Source organism: Streptomyces sp. NPDC054047 (genome assembly GCF_055585065.1).
Window position 1 is genome coordinate 198165 of the sequence record NZ_JBVJKV010000014.1, and the last position, 25814, is coordinate 223978.

Here is a 25814-nt window from a genome sequence, read left to right on the forward strand (position 1 = left end):
GGCGAGGCGGATCGGCCCCACTCCCCCGCAGTGAAGCGGGCCCCGCCCCACCCCCGCCGCGAGCGAGGCGAGGCGAGGCGCACGCCCCGCCCCGCCCCCGGGAGCAGGACCCCCGCGAGCAACTACCGCCCCGCGCGGCCCTGTTCATCGGCGGAGCCGCCCGCTCCCACGAGCCCCGTGGAGACCGAACCCAGCCGGGGTTCGAACCTCCGCATCTCACGCTGGCCGACCGAGCCGATGATCCCCGGAAGGTATCCCCGGATGCCCTGCATCCCCCGCAGCCACCACTGCGCGTACACATGGCTGGACCGGCGCTCGATGCCGGCGACGATCCGGTCCACCGCGGGGCCCAGCGGGTACGTCTTGTTGGACGGCCACGGCAGGCGCTGCCGCAACTCCCGCATCACGTCGTCCTGGTCCGCGCCCCGCACCATGTCCGTGTCCGTCCAGGACAGGTAACCGACGCCCACCTTCACGCCCTTGTAGCCCACCTCGGCCCGCAGACAGTGCGCGTACGCCTCCACGCCCGACTTCGACGCGCAGTACGCCGTCATCATCGGCGCCGGCGTGATCGCCGCCAGCGAGGCGATCTGGAGGAGATAGCCGCGGCTCTCCATGAGCACGGGCAGGAACGCCCTGCCCGTCACCGCGCTGCCGATGAGGTTGACCTCGATCACCCGGCGCCACGCCTCGGGGTCGGACTCGACGAACGGCCCCCCGTTGGCGACGCCCGCGTTGGCGACGACGATGTCGACCTTCCCGAACCGCTCCTTGACCTCCTGGGCGACCCGCGCCATCGCCACGTGATCCGTGACGTCCGCGTGCCAGGCCTCGCTCTCCGTGTGCAGCCGAGCCGCCACCTGCTTCAGCTCGTCCGGCTCCAGGCCCACGAGCGCGACCTTCGCCCCCCGCGCCGACAGCTTGCGCGCGAGCAGCTCCCCCACGCCCCGCGCCGCCCCGGTGACGACCGCGACCTGACCCTCCAGGCTGACCTTGCTCATGCGCTGCTCCCTTCGAGTCCCTGGACCTGCTCTTCGCCCACCCGTACGTACCGCTTCACGAGATCCCTGATCCCGTCCGTTATCGCTTCCGGCGCCTCGACGGGCGTCATGTGACCGAGCCCCGGCAGCTCGGTCAGGCCCAGGGAGTCCGGCAGCATCGCGGCGATGCGCCGCGCGCCCGCGACGGGCGTCATCCGGTCCGCCGTACCCGCGACGACCGCGGTCGGCACCGTCAACTCCAGGACGCCCGCGTCGAGTTCGATCTCGTCGAGCACGTGCGACCAGCGGTAGCGCACCACCCGAGGACATCCGTGCACGATCCGCGCACACACCTCGACCCGCTCCGGGGGCGAACCCGGGCCCATCGTGGCGTACTTGAGGATGCGGCGGGCCAGCGGCGTCACAGGACCCAGCGGCGCCTTCGCGCCCAGGACCGACCGCGTCAGCCGCGTCCGGATCCGCCCGGCCCGCATCGGCACCACGAGCGACTCGGCCACCAGCCGCGAACTCCCCGTGCTGCACAGCAGAACCGCCGCCGCGTGCTCCCGGAACCCCGGCCGCGTACTCGCGGCCATGATCGTCATGCCGCCCATGGAGTGCCCGGCGAGCACGGCCCGCTCCCCCGGCGCGAGCGTCGCCGCGAGCACCGCTTCGAGGTCGTCGGCGAGGGCGGTCGTGCTGTACCCCTCCGCCCCCGCGGGCGCGGCACTGCGCCCGTGCCCCCGCTGGTCGTACGCGATCACCCGGTGGTCGACCGCCAGGTCACGTATCTGCGCCGCCCAGAAGGCGGTCGAGCACGTCCATCCGTGGGCGAGGACCACCGCGGGCGCGCCCTCAGGGCCGTGCACCTCGGCGTGCAGCCGCGCGCCGTCCGCCGACACGACGGTCAGCTCCCGCGCGGCGGGAGGCGGGGCGAAGGGCCCGCTCGTCACGTGCGTCAGCCTGCTCATGCGCCTGCCTCGACCTTCTTCGCCTTGCGGGACTTCGGCGGCGCCGCGTCCGCACTCACCTTCGGCGGCCGCACCACCTCGTACTCGGCGAGATCCACCCGCCGCGTGGCGGCGCGGAACTCGGACGTCGTACCGGGCCAGATCGTGGTGTTCACGCCGTTCTCGTCGAGGTACCAACTGTTGCAGCCGCCGGTGTTCCACACGGTGCGCTTCATCCGCTCCTGAACCTTGTCGTTCCAGGCGTTGACGGCGCTCGTCCGCACGGCGAGCGCGGCCCGGCCGCCGAGCACGTCCAACTGCCGCATGTAGTCGGCGAGATAGTTCAGCTGGGACTCGATCATCAGGATCATCGAGGAGTTGCCGAGCCCGGTGTTCGGGCCGATGACCGTCATGAAGTTGGGGAAGCCCGCGGCGGTCGCGCCGCGCAGCGACTTCATCCCGTCCTTCCAGGTCTCCATCATCGTCACGCCGTCGGGGCCCACCACGCGGTTGGCGATCGGCATGTCCGTCACGTGGAAGCCCGTACCGAAGATGATCGCGTCGACCTCGGTCTCGGTGCCGTCCGCGGCGACGACGGTGTTCCCGCGCACCTCGCTGAGCCCGCTGGCGACCACGTCCACATTGGGCTGCGCGAGCGCCGGGTAGTAGGTGTTGGAGAGCAGGATCCGCTTGCAGCCGATGCGGTACGAGGGCGTCAGCTTGGCCCGGAGCGCCGGGTCCTTGACGGCGCGCGCGATGTTCCGCTTGGCGAGCTGCTCGACCGCGCCGAGCTCGTTCGGCCGCTTGGTGAATGCCTGGACCTGCAACTCCCGTATGCCCCACAGGATTCCGCGCCGGGCGTGCGTGGTGAACGGCAGCTGGCGGTGCAGCCAGCGCTCGGCCTTCGTGATCGCACGGTCCATGCGCGGCATCACCCAGGGCGGGGTGCGCTGGAAGAGGGTCAGTCTGCCCACCTCGCGCTGGATGGCGGGCACGATCTGGATGGCGGACGCGCCGGTGCCGATCATCGCGACGCGCTTGCCGCGCAGGTCGTAGTCGTGGTCCCAGCGCGCGGAGTGGAAGACCTTGCCCTCGAAGGTGTCCAGGCCCGGGATGTCCGGGAGCTTGGGGTCGGAGAGCGGTCCGGTGGCGGAGACGACGACGTCGGCGGTGAGGGTGCCGTTGCTGGTCTCGATCTCCCACCACAGCTTTTCCGCGTCCCAGCGCATCAGCTTCACCTCGGTGTCGAGGCGGATGTGCGGGCGCAGGCGGAAGGTGTCGGCGATCTGCTCCAGGTACTCCTGGATCTTGCCCTGGCCCGAGAAGGTGCGCGGCCAGTCGGGGTTGGGCGCGAAGGAGAACGAGTACAGGTGCGAGGGCACGTCGCACGCGCAGCCCGGATAGCTGTTGTCCCGCCAGGTGCCGCCCACCGCGCCGGCCCGCTCCAGGACGACGAAGTCGGTGACGCCCTCCCGGCGCAGCCGGACCGCGGCCCCGAGCCCACCGAATCCGGACCCGATCACCGCCACCCGCACATGCTCGTGTTCGCTCCCCGGCTCGCGCCCCTGCTCGCGCACCCGCTGGCGCTCGTCCTCGGCCATGCCGCCGCCTCCCGAACTGCTTCACGACTCTGCCAGTGACCACTGGCGCAATTGGGAGACTAGAACAGCTGCGTACTGATGGGTAGGGGTCAGGCGTCGCGAGTTACCGCCGGTAGCGCGAGGAGAACACCTGCACGATCCGGCAGCACATAGGCTGCTGCCGTGGCAGAGACACGCGAGTACCGCATGGAGGAGCTGGCCAAGGCGGCCGGCATCACGGTCCGCACCGTGCGCTTCTACCGTGAGCGCGGCCTTATCCCGCCACCCCGCCGCGAGGGCCGCATCGCCTGGTACGACGACCATCACCTGGCCAGACTGCGGACGATCGCCGCACTCCTGGACCGCGGCCACACCCTGAGCGGCATCGCGGAACTCGCGGAGGCCTTCGAGAACGGGCGCGACGTCGGCGAGCTCCTGGGCATCGGCGAACCCACCGAGGAGACCCCGGTCCGCCTCACCCCCGAGGAACTGGCCGACCACTTCGCGGGCGAGGTCACCCCCGAGAACCTCGCCGCGGCCCTGGACCTCGGCTACCTCGGCACGGACGGCGAGGAGATCGTCCACGTGAGCCGCCGCCTCCTGGACGTCTCGTCGGCGCTGGTCCGCGAGGGCATCCCGCTGGCGGCGGTCCTGGAGGCGGGCCAGCGCGTGCGCGAACACGCGGACGCGCTCGCGGAGTTGTTCATCACGATCATCCGCACCCACACGCCCGCCGAGGCGGGCGACGTGAGCATCGACCGCCTGCGCCCGCTGGCGAAGAGCGTGGTGGAGGCGGAACTGTCGATGGCCCTGGACCGCCGCCTGGCCTCGGAGAAGCCGGACGACGACGCCTAACCCGTCCGGCACGCCTCATCCACGCCCCACCCAAGACTCACCCACGCCTCACCGCGGCAGGAACCACCGCGCCTTGTAGATCCCGCCGTCGACCAGCTTGTACTCACCGCGCGGCTGATGGACGCTCACCTTCGTCGTCCACCAGGTCTCCTCAAGGCCGCTCTCCGGCACGGTGCTGATGACCTGCCCCGTCCGCGGATCGTTGCCGACGCCCTTGACCGACTTCCGGGAGATCTCCTCGTGGCCCGCGAAGTCCTGCGTGAAGTCCCCGCTCGGGATGTCGTACTGGAAGACGGCCGCGTTCGTCGTCACCCAGAGCCGCTCCGGACGCCCGGCCACGGGAAAGAGGTCGTGGCCGCCCGCGGTCCTGCCCGGAGTCCCGATCGGGAGGCCCACCGACGACCGCCGCGTCAGCGCGGGCCGGGCCCGCGTGCCGCCCACTTCGTACGTGACCAGGTCGTCGTCGCCGATGGCCCACAGCACCTCGCGCGCACCGTCCCAGTGCAGCCCGTGCGCGCCCTTGAGTTCCGCCTCGGCGTACCGCGAGGCGCGCGGCCCCTGCGACGCCGCGTACAGCCTGACCAGCGCGCCCGTGCTGCACGCCACCGCCACGTTGCCGTCCGGCAGGATCTCCGCGCTGTGCGGGTTGAAGAGGTCGTCGCCGGGTCCGATCGCCGCGCCCCAGTAGCGCCGCCCCGACGGGTAGTCGACGACCCCGACGAAGCCGAAGGACGCGGTCGTCAGGACGTACGTACGCCCCTTGTGCCTGCGCACCTTCGACTCGCTCGGATACACCCAACTGTCCTCGGGCCGCAGGTCCTTGTACCCCGCCTGCCGCATCGGCGAGAACGCCCACCGCACGACGGACGGATCGGCCTCCACGTCCCATACCCTGCGCCGCGGATCGAGCACGAGGATCTGCTGGGTCGCCTGTTCGGTGAGGAGCACCGGTGGAGTACGCCGGGGCACTCCACCGGAAGCGGAGGCGGAGGCATTCGCGGAAGGGGTGGCGGAGGCCGATGACGCGACGGCCGGCGGGAGCCCCGCCCCGATCCCGGCTCCCAGAGCCCCGAGCAGCACACCCCGACGCGACGGTCTCGACATACCGGACATGAAGTCTCCCCCACACGGCTGACAGTTGAGTCATTGTCAGGTACGTGCCCGCAACATGCCATGGCGCCGCGCGGCCTCACATGTCGTAGACCACCGTTACGGGCGCATGGTCCGACCACCGCTCCTCATGACTGGCCGCCCGCTCCACGAATCCCTTGACCGCGCGCTCGGCGAGCCCCGGCGTCGCCACGTGGTAGTCGATTCGCCAGCCCGTGTCGTTGTCGAAGGCTCGCCCCCGGTAGGACCACCAGGAGTAGGGGCCCTCGACGTCGGGGTGCAGCGCCCGCATCACGTCCACGTAGCCGGCGTCGCCTTCGAAGACCTCACCGAGCCAGGCACGCTCCTCGGGCAGGAAGCCGGAGTTCTTCTTGTTGCCCTTCCAGTTCTTGAGGTCGGCCTCCTGGTGCGCGATGTTCCAGTCGCCGCAGACCACGACCTGGCGCCCCTCGGCGGCGGCCCGCTGCTTGAGCCCCTTCAGGTACGTGAGGAACTCCCCCATGAAGCGGACCTTCTCGTCCTGCCGCTCCGTGCCCACCTCGCCGGAGGGCAGGTAGAGGCTCGCGACCGTGACGCCGGGCAGATCGGCCTCGACGTAGCGCCCGCTGCCGTCGAACTCATCCGACCCGAACCCGACCTGCACGCGATCCGGCTCACGGCGCGTATAGAGGGAGACGCCCGCGCGCCCCTTCGCGGCGGCCGGCGCGTGCGTGACGTGCCACCCCTCAGGGGCCCGCACCTCCTCCGGCAGCTGCTGCGGCTCGGCCCGCACCTCCTGGAGGCAGAGCACGTCGGCCGAGGTCTCGGCGAGCCACTCCACGAAGCCCTTCTTGGCGGCGGCGCGCAGCCCATTCACATTCACAGAGGTCACAGTGAGCATCCGGGAACGATACCGGCACACTTAATGGATACCTCCACCCCACCGCATAGAAGTACGATGGTTCGCATGAGTATCCAGTCACCGTTGCGGCGGCCCGCCGTCGAGCTGCGCCCCACCCCCTTCGACCACCCCGACGCGGTCAGGCTCAACGACCGCGTCCAGCTCGAGTACGCGGAGCGGTACGGCGATGAGGGCGACGTCACACCTCTGGACCCGGCGATGTTCACGGTCCCGCGCGGCCTGTACCTCCTCGCGTACGACGAGAACGGCACCCCGCTGGCCACCGGCGGCTGGCGCGGCCACGAGGAGAACGACGAGGGCTACGCGCACGGCGACGCCGAGATCAAGCGCATGTACGTCACCCCGGAGGCCCGCGGCCTGGGCCTGGCCCGCCGCATCCTGGCGGCCCTGGAGGACGACGCGCGGGCGGCGGGCCGTACGCGCATGGTCCTGGAGACGGGCACGAAGCAGCCGGAGGCGATAGCCCTGTACACCTCGACCGGTTACACCCCGGCCCCCAGCAAGTTCGGCCACTACCGCTTCGAGGACCTGAGCCGCTGCTTCGCGAAGCAGCTGTAGCCCTTCAGCACCTCACGGCGGTTCTTCGGCGCTTCGGCGCTTCGGTGTCGAGGCACACGCAAAGATCCCGCCCGGTTCGAAGAACCGGACGGGATCTCATGTGCAGTGGACCTGTGGGGATTTGAACCCCAGACCCCCTCGATGCGAACGAGGTGCGCTACCAGACTGCGCCACAGGCCCTTGCAACGAGTGAAACTCTAGCATCCCGATCCGGGTGCTTGGAAATCCGTTCCTGGCTGGTCAGGCCTCACTCGTTGGCGGCCCGTGGCCGCTCGCCTTCCTCGTACTGGTCGAAGAGCGGCGTGCGTCCGCGCTCGCGGGCCCGGCGGGCGGACGCCGCCCGCCGTGCGTCGCTGCGGCCACCGACTCCGTCCACGCCGTCGGCGCCTTCCGTGCCCTCGGCGTACTCGCCGTACTGCGCGTACTCGCCCTCGTCCGTCTCGTCGGCCGCGGGCTCCACGGTGCTCGACCGCGCCGAGCTCCAGGCATCGGGTGCGCCCAGGTCGACGTCACCGGTGGCCCGGGGTGCGACCGGCGCGGTCACGTACGTCGGCAGGGGCACCGGCACCGGGTCCCAGCTGTCGCCGTGGCCGGGGCGGCGCTGCCGCTCGCGCTGCTGGTCGACCCACTCCGCGTGGTCGGTCTGCTCGACCAGGGCGCGGCGGTCGGCGGCGAGCGCGGACAGGCCCGTCTCGGTGTCGGGGGCCGGTCCTTCCTCCGCGTCGTCGACGACGGCTTCCGCGGCGCTCGACGCGCGCCTGCGCGGCTGGCGCTCCCGAAGCCGCTGCGCGGCGACCTCGGCCCTGCGCCGGTCCATGGTGTAGGTGAAGCGGCGCCGCTCCTGGCCGCGCAGGTAGACGATGTACGCGCTCAGGAGCGCGGCCGGCGCCGCGGGCGCCCAGAGGAACGCGAGCCCGCCCACCGCGGCGACGACCGTGCCGATCGTGAAGGCGATGAAGAGCATCACCGTCGTACGCCGACGGCGCGCCAGCACCTTCACGCGCCGGGCGCGCGCGGCGGCTTCCGCCGATGCCGCACGCTGGGCGGGCGACTGCTGGGGGCGCGCGGCGGACTGCGCTGGGGCCTGCGCCGGTACCGGTGCCGGGGTGTTCACCTGGGCCTTCACCGAGGACCTGGCCGGAGGCTTCGCCGCGGGGTGCGCCTGGGAGCGCGCCGCAGGCTGCTGCGCCGGCGGTCGCACCGAGGGCTGCTGCGCCTGGGGTTTGACCGGCGCCTTGCCCTGCGGCTCGGGCCGCTCCTCCTGGTCGCCCTGTCGATGCGGAGGCGCGACGAAGGCCCGGACGTCCACCGAGCCGGTGGCGTTGTCCGGGTCGCGCGACTCCTCCTCTTCAGGCGAGCGCGCTTGCAGGTCCTTGGCGTATCGGCGCTCCATCCCCGCCCGTCCGGACAAGAGCCGGATGGCGGTGCTGAAGCGTTCCGTCGGACGGGCTTCATTGAGCTCGTCCTGCCTACGGAGCCACATCGGCACCAAGTAGGCGGCCCAGGCCCCGACGATGACTGCGTAGATGAGGCCGCTGCTGCTCACGCCTCACACGGTAGAGGGGTTTGCTTGAGGCCATCTGCCAATTGAGCCGGTGTGTCGCACGATCTGGCTGATATCTCGAACTTTTTTTGTGACTGATGCGATCAACAGGCCACCGGGACCGTGAAATTAATGCCCTAGAGGGACCAACTGGGGTTCCAGACGGTCGATCACCGATCAATTTCAAACACTTATTCTATTTACGCGGTCTTCCGGGGTCGTGCCTGGTGCCAGCGCCGCAGCAACCCTTCCGGTACCTCTTCCGCGGTGAGCGCGAAGACAAGATGGTCGCGCCAGGCACCGTCGATGTGGAGATAGCGTGGACGAAGCCCCTCCTCGCGGAATCCGAGTTTCTCCACGACCCTGCGGCTCGGCCCGTTCTCGGGTCGAATACAGACCTCGATACGGTGCAGCCCGACCGATCGGAAGCAATGGTCCACCGCGAGGGCGACGGCGGTCGGCATCACGCCGCGGCCCGCGACCGACTGGTCGACCCAGTAGCCGACATGGCCCGAGCACATCGATCCCCAGGTGATCCCGGCGACCGTCAACTGCCCGACGAGACGCCCCTGGTACTCGATCACGAAGGGCAGCATGCGCCCGGCGTGCGCCTCGGCGCGCAGATGCCGGACCATCTGGCGGTACGTCGGGCGCTGCACGATCGGGCCGCTGGGCGTGGGCGGCGGGATCGTCGCCTCCCAGGGGCGCAGCCAGTCCCGGTTGCGCCGGTTGACCTCACGCCAGGGCCGCTGGTCGCGCATCTTTATCGGACGGAGGGCGACGTCGCCGTCCGTCAGCTCGACGGGCCAGGAAGGGCTGTTCAGCTCGCACCACCAGGGGGTCTGGGATGGTCGCCGCCCCGGAGCTGCTCGACGGCATGCGTCAGCAGGGGCTCCAGGACGGCCAGGCCGTCCCGTACGCCGCCGGTCGAGCCGGGCAGGTTCACGATGAGCGTGCGCCCCGCGACTCCGGCCAGACCACGGGAGAGCGCGGCCGTGGGCACCTGCTGTCTGCCGTGGGCGCGAATCGCCTCCGGGATGCCCGGCACTTCGTGGTCGATGACGGCGCGGGTGGCCTCGGGGGTGCGGTCGGTGGGCGAGATGCCGGTGCCGCCTGTGGTGAGGATCACGTCGTATCCGGCGTCGACTCCGGCGCGCAGGGCCTGCTCGACGGGGGCGCCGTCGGGGACGACCCGGGGGCCTTCGACCTCGAAGCCGAGCGCGGCAAGGGCGTCGGCGATGACCGGCCCGCCCCGGTCGGCGTAGACGCCCGCGGCAGCGCGGTTGGAGGCGGTGACGACGAGCGCGCGGTAGGCCGTCATGCTCCGGCTCCTTCGCGGCTCCAGTCCCCGGACTTGCCGCCCGTCTTCTCCTCGACGCGTACGTCCGTGATGACCGCGCCCTTGTCGACGGCCTTGACCATGTCGATCACCGTGAGGGCGGCGACGGACACCGCGGTGAGGGCCTCCATCTCGACGCCCGTACGGTCCGTCGTCTTCACGGTGGCGAGGATCTCGACGGCGTCGTCGGCCACGGAGAGGTCGAGTTTCACCCCGGAGACGGCCAGCGGGTGACAGAGCGGGATCAGGTCGGGCGTGCGTTTGGCGCCCATGATGCCGGCGATCCGCGCGGTGGCGAGGGCGTCGCCCTTGGGGACGCCTTCCCCGCGCAACAGCTCGATCACGCGGGGCGAGACCAGGACGCGGCCACTGGCGCGGGCGGTGCGCGCGGTCACGTCCTTCGCGGATACGTCGACCATGCGGGCGGCGCCCGCTTCGTCGATGTGCGTCAGGCTCTGCTGCGTACTCATGTGCTGTGGCGCTCCCGGTCCGGGCCCTCTCGCGGTGCGGCGCAAGGGGGCCTATGTGCGCGACACCGTACCGCGCGAGAGTGCCCTTCAGCCGAGCAGGACCACTTCGACGTCGGTGCCCGGCTCCACCGCTGTGGTGTCCTCCGGGACCACGATCAGCGCGTCCGCGTGCGCGAGGGCCGCGACGAGGTGGGAGCCCGCGCCGCCCACGGGCCGCACGCTGCCCGCGTCGGCGTCGTACTGCCCGCGCAGGAACTGCCGCTTCCCCGCGGGCGAGCTCAGCGCCTTGTCGGCGCTGAGCACCGCGCGTGCCGTGGGCCGGTGGACGTCCGGCAGGCCCATCAGGGCGCGCACGGCGGGTCGTACGAAGATCTCGAAGGAGACGTACGACGACACCGGGTTGCCCGGCAGGGCGAGCAGCGGGGTGTGGTCGGGGCCGATGGAGCCGAAGCCCTGGGGCTTGCCCGGCTGCATGGCGAGCTTGCGGAACTCGATGCCGCTGCCGTCCTCGTCCTCGTCCCCCACGGAGGCGAGGGCTTCCTTCACGACGTCGTACGCGCCGACGCTGACGCCGCCCGTGGTGACGATGAGGTCGGCGCGGATCAGCTGGTCCTCGATGGTGGAGCGCAGCGTCTCGGCGTCGTCGGCGACCGCGCCCACGCGGTAGGCGATCGCTCCGGCGTCCCGGGCGGCGGCGGTGAGGGCGAAGCTGTTGGAGTCGTAGATCTGGCCCTTGGCCAACTCCTCGCCGGGCTGGATCAGTTCGCTGCCGGTGGACATGACGACCACGCGGGGGCGCGGGCGCACCTTGACCGTGCCGCGGCCGATCGCGGCGAGCAGGCCGATCTGCGGGGCGCCGAGGACCGTGCCCGCGGTCAGTGCGCGGTCACCGGCCTGGACGTCGCTGCCACGCGCCCGCACGTGCGCGCGTGCCTCGGCGGGGCGGTGCACGCGGACCTCTCCGGAGGCTCCCTCGGGGGCGGCGCTGTGCGCGCGCATCCCGGAGACGGGGCCTTCGCCGAGTCCTCCGTCGGTCCACTCCACGGGGACGACGGCCTCGGCGCCGGGCGGCAGCGGGGCGCCGGTCATGATGCGGGCGGCCTGGCCCGCGCCGACGACCGGCTGCTCGCCCTGGCCCGCCGCCACGTCACCGATGACCGTCAGGACGGCGGGGAACTCCTCGCTCGCGCCCGCGATGTCGGCGACCCGGACGGCATAGCCGTCCATGGAGCTGTTGTCGAAGGGCGGCAGCGAGACGGGCACCGTGACGTCCTCGACGAGGACGCAGCCCTGGGCGTCGAGGAGTTGGAGCTCGATGGGCTCCAGGGGGCGGACGGTTCCGAGGATGTCGTCCAGGTGCTCGCTCACCGACCAGACGTGTTCCTGGCCGGTGACTTCGGTCGTCGCGCTGCTGCTCAAAGTGCTACATCTCCTCGGACACGTAACTGCGAAGCCAGGCCTGGAAGTCCGGGCCCAGGTCTTCACGTTCGCACGCGAGTCTGACAATGGCACGCAGATAGTCGCCGCGGTCGCCGGTGTCATAGCGGCGGCCCTTGAAGACGACCCCGTGCACGGGGCCGCCGACCTTCTCGTCGACGGCGAGCTGCTGGAGGGCGTCGGTGAGCTGGATCTCGCCGCCGCGGCCCGGCTCGGTCTTGCGCAGTATGTCGAAGACATGGGGGTCCAGGACGTACCGGCCGATGATGGCGTAGTTGCTGGGGGCGTCCGCCGCGTCGGGCTTCTCGACCAGGCCGGTCACCTTGACGACGTCGCCCTCGTCCGTGGCGTCGACCGCCGCGCAGCCGTAGAGGTGGATCTGCTCCGGGGCCACCTCCATGAGGGCGATGACGCTGCCGCCGTGCCGCTCCTGGACCTCGACCATGCGGGCGAGGAGCGGGTCGCGCGGGTCGATCAGGTCGTCGCCGAGGAGGACGGCGAACGGTTCGTTGCCGACGTGCGGGGCCGCGCACAGGACGGCGTGACCGAGTCCCTTGGGGTCGCCCTGGCGCACGTAGTGCATGGTCGCGAGGTCGCTGGACTCCTGGACCTTGGCGAGTCTCGCCTCGTCGCCCTTCTTCAGAAGGGCCGACTCCAGCTCGTAGTTGCGGTCGAAGTGGTCCTCCAGGGGGCGCTTGTTGCGGCCCGTGATCATGAGGACGTCGTCCAGGCCGGCGGAGGCGGCCTCCTCGACCACGTACTGGATCGCCGGCTTGTCGACGACCGGCAGCATCTCCTTGGGAGTGGCCTTGGTGGCCGGCAGGAACCGGGTGCCCAGGCCTGCTGCGGGAATGACAGCCTTGCTGATCCTTGGGGGGTGAGACTCAGTCATGTCCGTAACCATAACCGGTGCGTATGTGCGGAATCTGTGTCTCCGGACATTTTGTTCTCATATGAGCGCACCTGGAAGGGTTTGTGAGCGCACCATGAAAGAACCCGGCTCGGACCAGCCAACCAAGCGCACGTTGCGGGGAGAATTCCTCGCGGTGAGACGCCGGTTGACTAGGGATGACGCGCAGAAGGCCGCCGCGGTTCTCGCCGACCGCGCATTGGAGCTGAAAGAGCTCGCCGGGGCGCGCACGGTCGCCGCGTACGTCTCCGTGGGCAGCGAACCGGGGACGCGGGCGCTCCTCGACGCCCTGCACGCGCGCGGGACGCGGGTCCTGCTGCCGGTGCTCCTGGCGGACAACGACCTGGACTGGGCGGCCTACGAGGGCGAGGGCTCGCTGACCCGCGTGCAACACCCGGGAAAGATCGAGCTCTTGGAGCCCTCAGGGGCGCGCCTGGGGCCCGACGCCGTCCTGGCGGCGGACGCCGTGCTGCTGCCGGGCCTGGCCGTGGACGAGCGCGGGATGCGGCTCGGGCGCGGTGGCGGTTCGTACGACAGGGTGCTCGCCCGGCTCGACCGGGCCGGCGCCGATCCCGCCCTGGTGGTGCTCCTGTACGACACGGAGGTCGTCGCCCACCTCCCCCAGGAGCCGCACGACAAGCCGGTGCACGCCGTCGTCACGCCGTCGGGAGTACGCCGCTTCCGCTGACCCTCTCCGTACGCGAAAGGGCCCTCCACGCGCGCGTGGAGGGCCCTTTCACTGTCTCGTGCGGCAGCTCAGGGCCGCAGCACCAGGGTGTCGTTCGTGCTCTTCTTCACGGCGTTCTCGGAGAAGGACCACGGAAGCAGCTCGCCCTTGACCCACTTGCTCGTCTGGTCGGTGTAGTGCGCGCTGTAGGCGTGCCCCGAAGCGCCGGTGAGGTTGATCCACTTCGACTTGTCGAGGTCGTCGAGGTTCACCACCATGCGCATCGACGGCACCCACTGCACTCCGTAGCCGCCCGCCGCGTTCCAGCCGGTGGCGTTGACCGCCGCCTCGCCGCCGCCCAGCTTGAACGGGCCGCGGTTGAGCATGAACTGGAGCCAGCCGGGGCCTTCGACGCCCAGGGTCTGGTTCTTCAGGGTCAGCCGGTGCAGGCGGCCCCAGCTCCAGGTGTCGACGTCCTTGCCGAGCTTGGCCGTCAGGTCCCAGCGCGCGTCCTCCATGGCCCGGCCGAACAGCTGGTCACGGGTCTTGGTCTCGGCGTCCGTGCGGGTCTTGGGCGACTTCCACCAGTCGTTGTCCTCGTCGTCGAGGATCGACCGGATCACTTCGTAGTAGCGGTCGCCGCCGTCGGGCTGCGCGGACTCCGCGTCCCGCTGGCCGCACTCGCGCACCGGCTCGGCCTCGTCGGCCGGACCCGTGTTCCCGGCCGGCTCGACGTTCAGGCACTGGCCCTTGACCCGCAGCTCCTTGGGCAGCTTGTTGCCGATGGAGAGCTTGAGGATGTTGCGCCAGACCGAGTTGAAGTACGCCGCTGCCGCCGAGTCGGGATCCTGGGTGTAGTCCCAGCCCTCGAGGAGCTTCTGCGCCTCACGGACGTAGCTGTCCTTGACGTCGATCTTGAGCAGCTTGGGCACGAGGACCTTGGCGATCTCGCTGCTGTTGTCCATCTGCATCGTGCGCATGTCCTCGGTGGAGACCTTCCCACCGTTCTTGATCTTCGACTGGATCAGATCGGTGATGCGCTGGCTGCGTGCCCCGTAGCCCCAGTCCGACGTGAGCTTGTACGGGTACTCCTTGCCGATGACGGCCTGGTTCGCGGTCACGATGTAGCCGCGCTTGGGGTCGTACTCGTAGGGCAGCGCGGACTGCGGGATGTAGCCGGTCCAGCGGTAGTCGGAGTCCCAGCCGGGCGCGGGGAGCGCGCCGTCGCCCTTGCCGCGGACCGGGATCTTGCCCGGCGCCTGGTAGCCGATGTGGCCCTTGGTGTCCGCGTAGATCAGGTTCTGCGAGGGCACTTCAAAAGAAGCGGCCGCCTTGCGGAACCCCGAGAAGTCCTTCGCCTTGTTGAGCTCGAAGACCGCGTCCATCGACCTGCCCGGCTTCAGCGCGGTCCAGCGCAGCGAGACTCCGTAGCCGTCGCCCCGGTCGGGGGCGGCGCTGTCGACGGTGGCCTTCTTGCCGACCTTCACCAGTTCGTCGTCACGGTCGGACAGCAGGGGTCCGTTGCCGGTCTCTCTGACGGTGATCTTCTTGGACTTGCCGCCCGCGACCTTGATGGTCTCCACGCGCGACTTGAAGGGCAGCACCTTGTTGTCGTACTCGTAGCCGTCGCCCGCGAACTTCTCGAGGTAGAGGTCCGTGACGTCGGCGCCGAGGTTCGTCATGCCCCAGGCGATGTCCTGGTTGTGGCCGATGACCACACCGGGCATCCCGGCGAAGGTGTAGCCGGAGACGTCGTACTGGCAGTCCTTGGAGACCGTCCGGCAGTGCAGGCCCATCTGGTACCAGACGGACGGCAGCTGCGGTGACAGGTGCGGGTCATTGGCGAGCAGCGGCTTCCCGGAGATCGTGTGGTCTCCGGAGACGACCCAGGAATTGGATCCGATGCCGTTGCCGTTCGGACCCAGGCCCGCGTCCGGGACGCTGTCCAGGATGTCGGAGAGGCCCGACAGCTGGGACTGCAGCCCTCCCGGGGCCTCGGTGTTGCCCGCGAGGCCGGTGCCCGCCGCGCCGCCGGTCTGCGACTGGCTGCCCGTGCTGCTGCCCTTGCCCTCGTACTCCTTGGTGACGCTGTTGTAGGCGCCTTCCTGGACGATGGGCTTGTTCCGGTCGTACGGGTACTGCGGGTACAGGTCCTTGATCTGGGACGGGCCGAGGCGACTGGTCATCAAGGAGCGGTCGATCTCGTCCTGCATGTTGCCGCGCAGGTCCCAGGCCATGGCCTTGAGCCACGCCACGGAGTCGACGGGGGTCCACTCCTGGGGCTCGTAGTCGTTGGTGAAGCCAAGGGCGGCGTACTCCAGGGAGATGTCCTTGCCGCTCTTGTCCTTCAGGTAGGCGTTGACTCCCTTGGAGTACGCCTGGAGGTACTTCTTCGTCGCGGGCGAGAGCTTGGTGTCGTACTCCTTCTGCGCCACACGGTGCCAACCGAGCGTCCGCAGGAACTCATCGGTCTTTACTTGGCCCTTGCCGAACATCTCGGAGAGGCGACCGGAGGTCATGTGGCGACGTACGTCCATCTCCCAGAAGCGGTCCTGCGCCTGGACGAAGCCCTGGGCCATGAACAGGTCGGCGTCGGACTCGGCATAGATCTGCGGGATGCCGTTGCCGTCACGCTTCACGTCGACGGGGCCGGAGAGGCCGTCGAGCTTGATCGTCCCCTTGGTCTGCGGGAAGGAGGCCCGCACCGTGCTGACGCTCCAGTACGCGCCGTAACCGATGCCCGCCACGATGGCCAGGACCAGGACGATCACGAGGAGGCGGGCTCGGCGCCCCTTCTTCTTGCCGGACTTATGACCGGAAGAGGCGGTGGTATTCGAGGGCATCGCTGTCCTTGCTGTCCTTACGCGAGCGGCAGGGCTGGCTGGGCGGTGGTGGGAGCGCTGGAGCAACCATAGGCGCAGGGCACTGCGGCCCCGGACGCGGAGTCAGGAACGTACATCGCGACGCATCGTATGGGTGTTCGAAGGCGTCAAGGAAGCGTTAACAATTAGGTAAGGTAACGAAGTACTTGGCTCGCGCGGAGGAAGGAACGGCCCCTGACTGTCCACGACCTCAACCAGCTTCTGCTCATCTGCTCGCTCGTCCTGCTCGTCGCGGTCGCGGCGGTCCGCATCTCGTCGCGCAGTGGGCTCCCCAGCCTGCTCCTGTACCTGGGCATCGGCATCGCCATGGGCCAGGACGGCATCGGCAACGTCACCTTCAACAATGCCGAATTGACGCAGGTCATCGGCTATGCGGCGCTCGTCGTGATCCTGGCCGAGGGCGGCCTGGGCACGAAGTGGAAAGAGATCAAACCCGCGCTGCCCGCAGCCGCCGTCCTGTCGCTCGCCGGCATCGCGGTGAGCGTCGGCGTGACGGCCGCCGGTGCCCATTACCTGGTCGGCCTGGAGTGGCGCCAAGCGCTCATCATCGGCGCGGTGGTCTCCTCGACGGACGCGGCGGCGGTCTTCTCCGTGCTGCGCAAGGTGCCGCTGCCCTCACGCGTGACGGGCATCCTGGAAGCGGAGTCGGGGTTCAACGACGCCCCTGTGGTGATCCTGGTCGTGGCCTTCTCCACGGCGGGGCCCGTGGAGCACTGGTACATCCTGCTCGGCGAGATCGCCCTGGAGCTGGCGATCGGTGCCGCGATCGGCATCGCGGTGGGCTGGCTCGGCGCCTTCGGGCTGCGGCACGTGGCACTTCCCGCGTCCGGCCTCTACCCCATCGCCGTGATGGCCATCGCGGTCGCCGCCTACGCGGCCGGAGCCATGGCGCACGGCAGTGGATTCCTCGCCGTCTACCTCGCGGCGATGGTCCTGGGCAACGCGAAGCTGCCGCACTGGCCGGCCACCCGCGGCTTCGCCGAAGGGCTCGGCTGGATCGCGCAGATCGGCATGTTCGTACTGCTCGGCCTCCTGGTCACCCCGCACGACCTGCTGGACGACATGTGGCCTGCGATCATCATCGGCTTGATCCTGACCATGGTGGCCAGACCCCTGGGGGTCGTCATCAGCCTGCTGCCGTTCCGCATGCCCTGGCAGGAGAAGGCCCTGATGTCCTGGGCGGGACTGCGCGGAGCCGTGCCCATCATCCTGGCCACGATCCCGATGGTGAACGGCGTCGACGACAGCCAGCGGATCTTCAACATCGCCTTCGTCCTGGTCGTCGTCTACACCCTCATCCAGGGTCCTACGCTGCCGTGGCTGGCCAGGAAGCTGCGCCTTGGCGACTCTTCGGGCGCCGCCGACCTGGGCATCGAATCGGCGCCCCTGGAGCGGCTGCGCGGACACCTGCTCTCGGTGGCGATCCCGAAGGGATCGCGGATGCACGGCGTCGAGGTGGGCGAACTGCGGATGCCCGCGGGGGCCGCGGTCACCCTCGTCGTTCGCAACGGCGAATCCTTCGTGCCGCAGCCCACGACCGTGCTGCAGCGCGGGGACGAGCTCCTGGTCGTCGCGACCGACCCGGTGCGGGACGCGGCGGAGAAGCGACTGCGGGCCGTCGGACAGGGCGGAAAACTGGCCGGATGGCTGGGAACCGCTGGTCAGGAGCCGGAGGGGCGAGGTAATCGCAGGTGATGGGCGCCTCATTCTCCGTATTCACAGGTCTGATGCCACCATTCCCTGTACGATGAAGGCACACTTCTTCTGTACCAACTGATCGAACCAACTCTGTCTGAAGCAGAGCTGGCGCCGACCGTATGGCGGCCGCGTGTCCTCGCAGTGGGCAACCGGCATCTACCGCAGTCCCGCGCAAGAGGACAGCTCTCGGCGCCGCCGCCCTGAAAAGGGGGCCGCGCTACCAGGCGGCAGAAAGGCACGGGCCGTGGCATCCACGGTCACCTCCCGCCCGGGATACGGACAGCTGCTGCGCACCCGCGGCGCCTGGACGTTTCTCCTGCCCGGCTTCGCGGCGCGACAGCCCTTCGCGATGCTGACCATCTCCATCGTGCTGCTCGTGCAGCACACCACCGGCTCGTACGGCGTCGCCGGCGCCGTGTCGGCCGTCACCGGTGTCTCCATGGCGGTGTTCGCCCCCTTCGGCGGCAAACTCGCCGACCGGTTCGGCCAGCGGGCCGTCCTGGTGCCGGGCGTGCTCATCCACACGGTGTCGGTGCTCTCCCTGACGGTCCTCGCGCTCTCCGACGCCCCCTTGTGGGCGCTCTTCGTCGCGGCGGTGCCCACCGGCGCCTCGCAGCCGCAGATCAGCCCCATGGTGCGGGCCCGCTGGGGCGTCAAGCTCCAGGACTCCCCGCTGGCGGGCACGGCGGCCGCCTTCGAGTCGGTCACGGACGAGCTGACATTCGTCCTGGGTCCGCTCTTCGCGACCGCGCTGTGCACGACCATCGACCCGGCGGCCGGACTCTTCACGGAGGCCGGGCTCACGCTGGTGGGCGGCCTGCTGTTCGCCGCGCAGAAGAGCACCCAGCCCAAGCCCGCCACCCGCGAGGAGCACGCGCGCGTGGAGCACGTCTCCGCGCTGCGGATCCCCGGTGTGCGCGTGCTGATCGTGACCTTCCTGGGCATCGGCGCCGTCTTCGGCGGCATGCAGGTCTCCCTGGCGGCCTTCACCGAGTCCATCGGCGAACCCGGCCTGAACGGCGTCCTGTACGGCACGTTCGCGGCGGGCAACATGCTCTCCGGTCTCGTCTGCGGCGCCATCGCCTGGAAGATCGCCCCGCAGCGGCGGCTCCTGGTCGGCTACACGGCACTGACCCTGATGGCCTCCGGCCTCTGGGCCGCGCACTCCGTGGTGCTGCTCGCCGGACTCGGCCTGCTGGTCGGCGTCTGCATCGCGCCCGCCCTGATCACCGGCTACACGCTGGTGGACAAGCTCGTGGACCCGTCCGGGCGGACCGAGGCGTTCACCTGGCTCACCGGCGCCGTCGCGCTCGGCCAGGCAGCCGCCGTCACGGTCGCGGGTCAGCTGGAGGACCACTTCTGGGACGGCGCCGGATTCCTGGTGCCGCTGGGCGGTACGGCACTGGCGCTCGCGGTGCTCGTGACCCTGCGCTCGCGGCTCGTTCCGCGGTCCGTCGGGCGCACCGTGGCACGTGGCGTCGGTCACCGCGAGCCGGTCACGGTGGACTGATCACGCGGAATACGTCACTATGGACCGTCGTTAGCACTCATCGAGTGAGAGTGCCAGGAGGAAGCAAGTGCCGACGTACCAGTACCAGTGCACCGAATGCGGCGAGGGCCTCGAGGCGGTGCAGAAGTTCACCGATGACGCCCTGACCGTGTGCCCCAGCTGCGACGGACGCCTCAAGAAGGTGTTCTCGGCGGTCGGCATCGTCTTCAAGGGCTCCGGGTTCTACCGCAACGACAGCCGCGGCTCGTCGTCGAGCAGCACGCCGTCGACGGCGAACGCGTCGAAGTCCTCGGACTCCAAGCCGTCGGACTCCAAGTCCTCCGCGGGCGCTTCTTCGTCCTCCTCGGGCTCCTCGGGCTCGGACTCGAAGTCGTCCGGCTCGTCCTCGGGTTCGTCGGCCGGTTCGTCCAGCTCTTCCAGCTCGTCGGCCGCCTAGGCCACAGCGCCCCGCGCACGTCGTTCTTCCAGGTCCCCGCTGTCCTCCGACAGCGGGGACCTCGGCGTTCCCGCGCCCGGCTACTGTGCTCGGCATGGTGAATCCCGACATGGTGAACACGGCGGACGCGATGCGGGCCGATATCGGTGTCATCGGCGGCTCCGGCTTCTACTCCTTCCTCGACGACGTGACCGAGCTCCAGGTCGACACCCCCTACGGAGCGCCGAGCGACTCCCTCTTCCTCGGTGACATCGCCGGGCGGCGGGTCGCGTTCCTGCCCCGGCACGGCCGCGGGCACCATCTGCCGCCGCATCGCATCAACTACCGCGCCAATCTGTGGGCGTTGCGCTCCGTGGGCGTACGGCAGGTGCTCGGCCCGTGTGCGGTGGGCGGGCTGCGGCCCGAGTTCGGGCCCGGCACGCTGCTGGTGCCCGATCAGCTCGTGGACCGCACGAAGACGCGTACGCAGACGTACTTCGACGGGGTACCGCTGCCGGACGGGAGCATTCCGAACGTCGTGCACGTGTCGTTGGCCGACCCGTACTGCCCCGTCGGACGCGGCGCCGCGCTGAAGGCCGCCCGCGGGCGGGAGTGGGAGGCGGTGGACGGCGGGACGCTCGTGGTGATCGAGGGGCCGCGGTTCTCGACCCGCGCCGAATCGCTCTGGCACGCGGCGCAGGGCTGGTCGGTGGTGGGCATGACCGGGCACCCCGAGGCCGTGCTCGCCCGTGAACTGGAGCTCTGCTACACGTCGTTGACGCTGGTCACGGATCTGGACGCGGGCGCGGAGAGCGGCGAGGGCGTCTCGCACGAAGAGGTGCTCCAGGTGTTCGCGGCGAATGTGGACCGGCTGCGGACGGTGCTGTTCGACGCGGTGGCGGGGCTGCCGGCGGAGGGCGAGCGGGACTGCCTGTGTGCGGGGGCGCTGGGTGGGATGGATCCGGGGATTCGGCTGCCGTGAGGGGTCCGGCGGGCGGGGGCGTGCGGAGGCGTGCGGGGCCGGAACTTCACCTTCGGGTGAGGGAGTTGTCCACAACCCGCGAGTAGTGCACGGGGCTCAGCGGGATTCGGCGCGGCGGCGCATCGTGGGAGCGGAAGGCAAGATCCTCAGCTCTCTCGAACTCTCCGCAGGTGGTGGCCGTCGTGGCGCATGTTCCCCCAGACATCTCCTCCCCTTCTCCTCCCCCGCCGTGCCCCGTGCCGCATTTCTCCCCGGTGCGGGTGAGCGGCGGGCGCCGCCGCCTGCGAAGCCTGCTGCGGCACAGACGGCGGGCCGTGGCCGCGGGGCTCGCGGTGACGGCGGCGGCGCTCGTGGCCGCCGGGCCGCGTGATGCCGAGCGGGCGTCGCCGCAGGGGCACCCGGCGGCCGCCTCCCCCTCGCGGCAGCCGGACCGTGTCGCCCGCTGGGTGACGGCGCCCGTGCGGATCGCGGACGCGGAGACGGTGCGCCTGCTGCACCGGGGCGATCGGGTCGACGTCGTCGCCGCCGACGGCTCCGCTTCACGGGTGGTGGCTGCCGGGGCCAGGGTGACCGAGGTGCCCGAGCCCCGGGAGGGCGCGGCCGAAAGCGCCGCCGAAGCAGGGGCGTTGGTGGTCCTCTCCGTGCCGCGGGCGACGGCGGCACGGCTCGCCGGGGCCGGTGCGAGCATGCGCCTGGCGGTGACGCTGTGCTGATTCATGACGTGTGCAACTGCACTGGCTTCCTGTCAAGTCGCTCATTCGAGCTACCCAATTGGACAGTCCTACCAGGGCCTGCCGTAGGTTGCGAAGCTGTCTGTTTCACAACCTGCACTTGCAACGAAGGGCCTTTTGGTGAGCGAGAAGAACGACCCGAGTCTCTGGGAGGGCTTCAAGGCCTTCCTGATGCGCGGCAATGTCATCGACCTGGCGGTCGCGGTGGTCATCGGAGCCGCGTTCACGAACATCGTGAACTCCGTGGTGAAGGGTGTCATCAACCCGCTGGTCGGCGCCTTCGGGACGAAGGATCTCGACCACTACAGCTCGTGCCTGAAGTCTCCGTGCCAGATGAACGACGCGGGGGAGGTCACCAGCGGCATCCCGATCATGTGGGGCACGGTCCTCAGCGCGACCCTCAGCTTCGTGATCACGGCGGCCGTCGTGTACTTCCTGATGGTGCTGCCCATGGCCAAGTACCTGGCGAGGCAGGCCGCGCGGAAGGCCGCCAAGGAGGGGACGCAGGAGGTCCTCGAACTGTCGGAGCTGGAGGTCCTCAAGGAGATCCGCGACGCCCTCGTGGCCCAGCAGCGCGGCACGGGCACGGGCCCGGGCTCGGCATCGGGGCCCGACGCGCCGCAGAGCCCTGGGCCCGACGGGCGGTAGAGCGGGCTCAGAGGTGGTGGGGCGGCTTCTCGTCGAGGAAGCGCGCCAGGTCGGCGGCGCTGTCGCCGCCGACCGGAGGCCGCTCGCCCCACCCGCGGTCCGTGTCGTCCGAAGACTGCTGCGACAGGGGGTCGTCGAAGACCAGGGCGCTCTTCGGCTTCTTCGGCGCCGTGGAGCCCTCCGATTCCTTCGGATCGCGCGGTTCGGGGGCAGGGGCGGTGCTCATGTCTCCAGGGTACGTCCGTGGGGCGCCGCGGCGTCCGTCAGACGGCCAGCAGTCCCTGAGCTGCGAAGATCTCTTTGGCGGCGGCCACCTGTCCGGGGGTGGGCGAGGGGGTGTCGCGCAGGGTGAAGTCCTTGCCGAGGGCGTCCCACTTCGCCTCGCCCAGCTTGTGGAAGGGCAGCACGTCGACGCGCGAGACGTTGCCGAGCGAGGCGGCGAAGCGGGCGACGCCCGCGATGTTCTCCGGGTCGTCGGTCAGGCCGGGGACCAGGACGAAGCGCACCCAGACGTCCTTGCCCAGGTCGGCGAGGCGGTGGGCGAAGTCGACGGTGGGCCGCAGGGGGCGACCGGTGACCTTCTTGTACGTCTCGCGGTCCCAGGACTTGATGTCGAGGAGCACGAGGTCGGCGTCGCGGAGCAGCGCGTCGGTGGCGCGCACGCCGAGGAAGCCGGACGTGTCCAGGGCCGTGTGCAGGCCCAGCTCGTGCTTGAGGCGGTGCAGCAGCTCGCCGGTGAAGACGGGCTGCAGGAGGGGTTCGCCGCCGCTGACCGTGGCCCCGCCGCCCGCCGCCGAGATGAACTTGGTGTACTTGGCGGCCTCCGTGATCACGTCGTCGGCGGTGGTCCGCTTGCCGTCGCGCATCCGCCAGGTGTCGGGGTTGTGGCAGTACAGGCAGGTCAGCGGGCAGCCCGAGAGGAACGTGACGAAGCGGGTGCCAGGACCGTCGACGCCGGTGGACAGGTCCCAGGAGTGGATGGACCCGGTGACGGGGCGCCGGGTGACCGCCGCCGCCGGGGTCTCCGGTGTCGCCGGATTCGCCGGTGTCGCCGTGTCGAGCAGGACAGCCATGGCAGAACTCCCGAACTACTGGCAGGACGTGGTGTTCGCGGCACCCGGAGCCGGAGTGAGGGTCCGGCTCCGGGGCCGCGGATCAGGGGTGGCTCGTGGGGAGCCGGTGGCTCAGCGAAAGCCGGTGGCTCAGAGCGAGCCGTGGAAGGTGCGGTTGATGACGTCGAGCTGCTGGTCGCGGGTCAGGCGGATGAAGTTGACCGCGTAGCCCGAGACCCGGATGGTCAGCTGCGGGTAGTTCTCCGGGTGCTCCATGGCGTCCTCCAGGGTCGCCTTGTCGAGGACGTTGACGTTCATGTGGAAGCCGTCGCTGGCCATGAAGCCGTCGAGGACTCCGGAGAGGTTCTGGATCCGCTCGCCGGGGGTGCGGCCCAGGGCGTCCGGCGTGATGGTGTTGGTGAGCGAGATGCCGTCCTCGGCGTCGTCGTAGTCGAGCTTGGCGACCGAGAGCGCCGAGGCGATGTAGCCGTGCTCGTCACGGCCGTTCATCGGGTTGGCGCCGGGGGCGAACGGCTCGCCCGCGCGGCGGCCGTCGGGGGTGTTGCCGGTCTTCTTGCCGTAGACGACGTTCGAGGTGATCGTCAGAACGGACTGGGTGTGCACGGCGTTGCGGTAGGTCGGGTGCTGCCTGATCTTGCCCATGAAGTCCGAGACGATCCGCTGGGCGATGTGGTCGGCCCGCTCGTCGTTGTTGCCGTAGGCGGGGTAGTCGCCCTCGATCTCGTAGTCGACGGCCAGGCCCGTCTCGTCACGGACGACCTTGACCTTGGCGTGCTTGATGGCCGAGAGCGAGTCGGCGGCGACCGAGAGGCCCGCGATGCCGCACGCCATCGTGCGCAGGATCTCCTGGTCGTGCAGCGCCATCTCGATGCGCTCGTAGGCGTACTTGTCGTGCATGTAGTGGATGACGTTCAGCGCGTGGACGTACGTCTTGCCGAGCCAGCCGAGCATCGCGTCGTAGCGCTCGGCGACGGTGTCGTAGTCGAGGTAGTCGCCCTCGATGGGCTCGAAGCCCTCGACGACGCGCTTGCCGGTCTTCTCGTCGCGGCCGCCGTTGATCGCGTAGAGCAGGGCCTTGGCGACGTTGACGCGGGCTCCGAAGAACTGCATCTGCTTGCCGACGGCCATCGCGGAGACGCAGCAGGCGATCGCGGTGTCGTCGCCGTACTTGGGGCGCATCAGGTCGTCGGACTCGAACTGGATGGCCGAGGTGTCGATGGCGACCTTGGCGGCGAAGTCCTTGAAGCCCTTGGGCAGTTCCCGCGCCCAGAAGACGGTGAGGTTCGGCTCGGGGGCCGGGCCCAGGTTGTAGAGGGTCTGCAGGGCACGGAACGTGGTGCGGGAGACCAGCGGGCGGCCGTCCTCGCCGATGCCGGCCATCGACCAGGTGACCCAGGTCGGGTCGCCGGAGAAGCCTTCGTTGTACTCGGGGGTGCGCAGGAAGCGGACGATGCGGAGCTTGATGACGAAGTCGTCGATGTACTCCTGGGCCTGGGCCTCCGTGATGCGGCCGGACTCGATGTCGCGCTGGAGGTAGATGTCGAGGAAGTTGTCGATGCGGCCGATCGACATGGCCGCGCCGTTCTGCTCCTTCACGGCGGCCAGGTAGGCGAAGTACAGCCACTGGACGGCCTCGCGGCCGGTGGTGGCGGGCGCCGAGATGTCGTAGCCGTACGACATCGCCATGGCCTTCAGTTCCCCCAGGGCCTTGATCTGCTCGGAGGTCTCCTCGCGGGCGCGGATGACGTCCTCGGTCGCCCACTCCTCGCCGAGGAGCGCCTTGCCCGCCTCCTTCTCGGCGATGAGGCGGTCGACTCCGTAGAGGGCGACGCGGCGGTAGTCGCCGATGATGCGGCCCCGGCCGTAGGCGTCGGGCAGGCCGGTGATGATGCCGGAGGAGCGGCAGGCGCGGATCTCGGGCGTGTAGGCGTCGAAGACACCTTCGTTGTGGGTCTTGCGGAGGTGCGTGTAGACCTCCTTGACCTCGGGGTCGGCCTCGTAGCCGTAGGCGTTGAGTGCGCTCTCGACCATGCGCCAGCCGCCGTTGGGCATGATGGCGCGGCGCAGCGGGGCGTCGGTCTGCAGGCCGACGATGAGGTCGCGGTCGTCGTCGATGTAGCCGGGCTTGAAGGCGTCGATGCGGGAGGGGGTCTTCACGTCGACGTCGTAGATGCCGCGTTCGTTCTCCGCCGGGAACATCGCCAGGAGCTTCTGCCAGACCTGGGTGGTGCGTTCGGTCGCGCCGGCCAGGAAGGAGTCGTCGCCCTCGTACGGGGTGTAGTTCTGCTGCACGAAGTCGCGGACGTCGATGGCGTCGCGCCACAGACCGCCCTTGAAGCCGTCCCATGCCTCGCCGTGCACTGTCGTTTCCGCGGGAGTGGCAGTCATCGCCGGCACCTTCCGAGTCGCCTTTTCGCTATGCGTCCATTGCACTCCGGTTCGATCGTCCAGCGGCTCCGCAATGGTCCCCACTTCCGGGCCCGAGGTCCCCTCTCTCCGCTCCCCCGGCTCAACTCACCCACCCTGACCTGCTGTTTTCATCGGGACTTTGGACCTAAGTTCGCTTGTGAACACA

At 70.1% G+C, this 25814-nt stretch carries 24 protein-coding genes and 1 tRNA gene; 9 read left to right on the forward strand and 16 right to left on the reverse strand.

What is annotated here, in order from left to right:
* Positions 1 to 122: 122 nt before the first annotated feature.
* The 3 genes from ACZ6ZP_RS37935 to ACZ6ZP_RS37945 are packed head-to-tail and all read right to left on the reverse strand — an operon-like array spanning position 123 to position 3531.
* Complete coding sequence (locus ACZ6ZP_RS37935) at positions 123 to 1001, reverse strand: SDR family oxidoreductase (RefSeq protein ID WP_351162894.1); 879 nt, start codon at positions 999 to 1001, stop codon at positions 123 to 125.
* Positions 998 to 1951 carry an alpha/beta fold hydrolase gene (locus ACZ6ZP_RS37940; RefSeq protein WP_351162892.1) on the reverse strand — a complete coding sequence of 318 codons (954 nt, stop codon included), beginning with the start codon at positions 1949 to 1951 and terminating at the stop codon, positions 998 to 1000. The genes ACZ6ZP_RS37935 and ACZ6ZP_RS37940 overlap by 4 nt, the downstream gene beginning before the upstream one ends.
* The gene (locus ACZ6ZP_RS37945) at positions 1948 to 3531 is read right to left on the reverse strand and encodes a flavin-containing monooxygenase (protein WP_351162890.1); all 1584 of its coding nucleotides are present in this window, start codon (positions 3529 to 3531) and stop codon (positions 1948 to 1950) included. The genes ACZ6ZP_RS37940 and ACZ6ZP_RS37945 overlap by 4 nt, the downstream gene beginning before the upstream one ends.
* 186 nt (positions 3532 to 3717) lie before the next feature.
* Here ACZ6ZP_RS37945 and ACZ6ZP_RS37950 point away from each other — a divergent pair, with 186 nt between their 5' ends.
* Entirely contained in the window at positions 3718 to 4365 is a 648-nt protein-coding gene (locus tag ACZ6ZP_RS37950; RefSeq protein WP_383819361.1) for a MerR family transcriptional regulator, read from the forward strand.
* A 48-nt stretch (positions 4366 to 4413) separates the two neighbouring features.
* On the opposite strand, the gene ACZ6ZP_RS37955 is transcribed toward ACZ6ZP_RS37950, so the two are convergent.
* Entirely contained in the window at positions 4414 to 5313 is a 900-nt protein-coding gene (locus ACZ6ZP_RS37955; RefSeq protein WP_351162886.1) for a DUF6528 family protein, read from the reverse strand.
* 241 nt (positions 5314 to 5554) lie between these two features.
* Positions 5555 to 6355: an exodeoxyribonuclease III gene (locus ACZ6ZP_RS37960; protein ID WP_351162884.1), complete on the reverse strand. Its 801-nt coding sequence runs from the start codon at positions 6353 to 6355 to the stop codon at positions 5555 to 5557.
* A 66-nt stretch (positions 6356 to 6421) separates the two neighbouring features.
* On the opposite strand from ACZ6ZP_RS37960, the gene ACZ6ZP_RS37965 reads away from it, so the two are divergent.
* Positions 6422 to 6934 (forward strand): GNAT family N-acetyltransferase, encoded by a 513-nt coding sequence (locus ACZ6ZP_RS37965; RefSeq protein ID WP_351162882.1) that lies wholly within the window; start codon positions 6422 to 6424, stop codon positions 6932 to 6934.
* A gap of 106 nt (positions 6935 to 7040) precedes the next feature.
* On the opposite strand, the gene ACZ6ZP_RS37970 is transcribed toward ACZ6ZP_RS37965, so the two are convergent.
* The 7 genes from ACZ6ZP_RS37970 to galU form a co-directional block, all read right to left on the reverse strand.
* Positions 7041 to 7114, reverse strand: a tRNA-Ala gene (locus ACZ6ZP_RS37970).
* A gap of 67 nt (positions 7115 to 7181) precedes the next feature.
* Positions 7182 to 8480, reverse strand: a complete 1299-nt coding sequence (gene sepX / locus ACZ6ZP_RS37975) for a divisome protein SepX/GlpR (RefSeq protein ID WP_469410231.1) — start codon at positions 8478 to 8480, stop codon at positions 7182 to 7184.
* Between the two features lie 197 nt (positions 8481 to 8677).
* Entirely contained in the window at positions 8678 to 9301 is a 624-nt protein-coding gene (locus ACZ6ZP_RS37980) for a GNAT family N-acetyltransferase (RefSeq protein ID WP_351163264.1), read from the reverse strand.
* Positions 9298 to 9798: a MogA/MoaB family molybdenum cofactor biosynthesis protein gene (locus tag ACZ6ZP_RS37985; RefSeq protein WP_351162878.1), complete on the reverse strand. Its 501-nt coding sequence runs from the start codon at positions 9796 to 9798 to the stop codon at positions 9298 to 9300. The genes ACZ6ZP_RS37980 and ACZ6ZP_RS37985 overlap by 4 nt, the downstream gene beginning before the upstream one ends.
* Complete coding sequence (gene moaC, locus ACZ6ZP_RS37990) at positions 9795 to 10286, reverse strand: cyclic pyranopterin monophosphate synthase MoaC (RefSeq protein WP_351162876.1); 492 nt, start codon at positions 10284 to 10286, stop codon at positions 9795 to 9797. Before moaC ends, ACZ6ZP_RS37985 begins: the two co-directional genes overlap by 4 nt.
* An 87-nt stretch (positions 10287 to 10373) precedes the next feature.
* Positions 10374 to 11705: a molybdotransferase-like divisome protein Glp gene (gene glp, locus ACZ6ZP_RS37995; RefSeq protein ID WP_351162874.1), complete on the reverse strand. Its 1332-nt coding sequence runs from the start codon at positions 11703 to 11705 to the stop codon at positions 10374 to 10376.
* A gap of 4 nt (positions 11706 to 11709) precedes the next feature.
* Positions 11710 to 12615, reverse strand: a complete 906-nt coding sequence (galU, locus tag ACZ6ZP_RS38000) for a UTP--glucose-1-phosphate uridylyltransferase GalU (protein WP_351162871.1) — start codon at positions 12613 to 12615, stop codon at positions 11710 to 11712.
* A gap of 94 nt (positions 12616 to 12709) precedes the next feature.
* Between galU and ACZ6ZP_RS38005 the strand changes: the two genes are divergently transcribed.
* Positions 12710 to 13321, forward strand: a complete 612-nt coding sequence (locus tag ACZ6ZP_RS38005) for a 5-formyltetrahydrofolate cyclo-ligase (protein WP_383819242.1) — start codon at positions 12710 to 12712, stop codon at positions 13319 to 13321.
* 68 nt (positions 13322 to 13389) lie between these two features.
* Here ACZ6ZP_RS38005 and ACZ6ZP_RS38010 read toward each other — a convergent pair whose 3' ends face one another.
* A complete protein-coding gene (locus tag ACZ6ZP_RS38010; RefSeq protein WP_351162867.1) occupies positions 13390 to 16143 on the reverse strand; it encodes a penicillin acylase family protein in 2754 nt (917 codons plus the stop codon).
* 213 nt (positions 16144 to 16356) lie between these two features.
* Here ACZ6ZP_RS38010 and ACZ6ZP_RS38015 point away from each other — a divergent pair, with 213 nt between their 5' ends.
* From ACZ6ZP_RS38015 to mscL, 6 genes are all read left to right on the forward strand, one after another.
* Complete coding sequence (locus ACZ6ZP_RS38015; RefSeq protein WP_469410252.1) at positions 16357 to 17877, forward strand: potassium/proton antiporter; 1521 nt, start codon at positions 16357 to 16359, stop codon at positions 17875 to 17877.
* Positions 17878 to 18124: 247 nt separating this feature from the next.
* Positions 18125 to 19390 (forward strand): MFS transporter, encoded by a 1266-nt coding sequence (locus tag ACZ6ZP_RS38020; RefSeq protein WP_469410232.1) that lies wholly within the window; start codon positions 18125 to 18127, stop codon positions 19388 to 19390.
* Between the two features lie 67 nt (positions 19391 to 19457).
* Positions 19458 to 19826 (forward strand): FmdB family zinc ribbon protein, encoded by a 369-nt coding sequence (locus ACZ6ZP_RS38025; protein WP_351162864.1) that lies wholly within the window; start codon positions 19458 to 19460, stop codon positions 19824 to 19826.
* Positions 19827 to 19920: 94 nt separating this feature from the next.
* The gene (locus ACZ6ZP_RS38030) at positions 19921 to 20787 is read left to right on the forward strand and encodes an S-methyl-5'-thioadenosine phosphorylase (protein ID WP_469410233.1); all 867 of its coding nucleotides are present in this window, start codon (positions 19921 to 19923) and stop codon (positions 20785 to 20787) included.
* 236 nt (positions 20788 to 21023) lie between these two features.
* Positions 21024 to 21500, forward strand: coding sequence for a hypothetical protein (locus ACZ6ZP_RS38035; RefSeq protein WP_469410234.1), 477 nt, complete (start codon positions 21024 to 21026; stop codon positions 21498 to 21500).
* A 138-nt stretch (positions 21501 to 21638) separates the two neighbouring features.
* A complete protein-coding gene (gene mscL, locus ACZ6ZP_RS38040) occupies positions 21639 to 22166 on the forward strand; it encodes a large conductance mechanosensitive channel protein MscL (RefSeq protein ID WP_399981146.1) in 528 nt (175 codons plus the stop codon).
* A gap of 7 nt (positions 22167 to 22173) precedes the next feature.
* Here mscL and ACZ6ZP_RS38045 read toward each other — a convergent pair whose 3' ends face one another.
* The 3 genes from ACZ6ZP_RS38045 to pflB all read right to left on the reverse strand — a co-directional run bounded on the left by ACZ6ZP_RS38045 (position 22174) and on the right by pflB (position 25627).
* The gene (locus ACZ6ZP_RS38045; RefSeq protein ID WP_469410235.1) at positions 22174 to 22392 is read right to left on the reverse strand and encodes a hypothetical protein; all 219 of its coding nucleotides are present in this window, start codon (positions 22390 to 22392) and stop codon (positions 22174 to 22176) included.
* A gap of 37 nt (positions 22393 to 22429) precedes the next feature.
* A complete protein-coding gene (pflA, locus tag ACZ6ZP_RS38050) occupies positions 22430 to 23239 on the reverse strand; it encodes a pyruvate formate-lyase-activating protein (RefSeq protein WP_469410236.1) in 810 nt (269 codons plus the stop codon).
* 129 nt (positions 23240 to 23368) lie between these two features.
* Positions 23369 to 25627: a formate C-acetyltransferase gene (pflB, locus tag ACZ6ZP_RS38055; RefSeq protein WP_469410237.1), complete on the reverse strand. Its 2259-nt coding sequence runs from the start codon at positions 25625 to 25627 to the stop codon at positions 23369 to 23371.
* Positions 25628 to 25814 lie beyond the last annotated feature (187 nt).

Excerpts from the sequence above, each read along its gene's own strand:
- ACZ6ZP_RS37935 (WP_351162894.1), bottom strand. The coding sequence starts at position 1,001 with ATGAGCAAGGTCAGCCTGGAGGGTCAGGTCGCGGTCGTCACCGGGGCG.
- ACZ6ZP_RS37940 (WP_351162892.1), bottom strand. The coding sequence starts at position 1,951 with ATGAGCAGGCTGACGCACGTGACGAGCGGGCCCTTCGCCCCGCCTCCC.
- ACZ6ZP_RS37945 (WP_351162890.1), bottom strand. The coding sequence starts at position 3,531 with ATGGCCGAGGACGAGCGCCAGCGGGTGCGCGAGCAGGGGCGCGAGCCG.
- ACZ6ZP_RS37950 (WP_383819361.1), top strand. The coding sequence starts at position 3,718 with ATGGAGGAGCTGGCCAAGGCGGCCGGCATCACGGTCCGCACCGTGCGC.
- ACZ6ZP_RS37960 (WP_351162884.1), bottom strand. The coding sequence starts at position 6,355 with ATGCTCACTGTGACCTCTGTGAATGTGAATGGGCTGCGCGCCGCCGCC.
- ACZ6ZP_RS37965 (WP_351162882.1), top strand. The coding sequence starts at position 6,422 with ATGAGTATCCAGTCACCGTTGCGGCGGCCCGCCGTCGAGCTGCGCCCC.
- ACZ6ZP_RS37985 (WP_351162878.1), bottom strand. The coding sequence starts at position 9,798 with ATGACGGCCTACCGCGCGCTCGTCGTCACCGCCTCCAACCGCGCTGCC.
- moaC (WP_351162876.1), bottom strand. The coding sequence starts at position 10,286 with ATGAGTACGCAGCAGAGCCTGACGCACATCGACGAAGCGGGCGCCGCC.
- galU (WP_351162871.1), bottom strand. The coding sequence starts at position 12,615 with ATGACTGAGTCTCACCCCCCAAGGATCAGCAAGGCTGTCATTCCCGCA.
- ACZ6ZP_RS38005 (WP_383819242.1), top strand. The coding sequence starts at position 12,710 with ATGAAAGAACCCGGCTCGGACCAGCCAACCAAGCGCACGTTGCGGGGA.
- ACZ6ZP_RS38010 (WP_351162867.1), bottom strand. The coding sequence starts at position 16,143 with ATGCCCTCGAATACCACCGCCTCTTCCGGTCATAAGTCCGGCAAGAAG.
- ACZ6ZP_RS38030 (WP_469410233.1), top strand. The coding sequence starts at position 19,921 with ATGGTGAATCCCGACATGGTGAACACGGCGGACGCGATGCGGGCCGAT.
- ACZ6ZP_RS38045 (WP_469410235.1), bottom strand. The coding sequence starts at position 22,392 with ATGAGCACCGCCCCTGCCCCCGAACCGCGCGATCCGAAGGAATCGGAG.
- pflA (WP_469410236.1), bottom strand. The coding sequence starts at position 23,239 with ATGGCTGTCCTGCTCGACACGGCGACACCGGCGAATCCGGCGACACCG.
- pflB (WP_469410237.1), bottom strand. The coding sequence starts at position 25,627 with ATGACTGCCACTCCCGCGGAAACGACAGTGCACGGCGAGGCATGGGAC.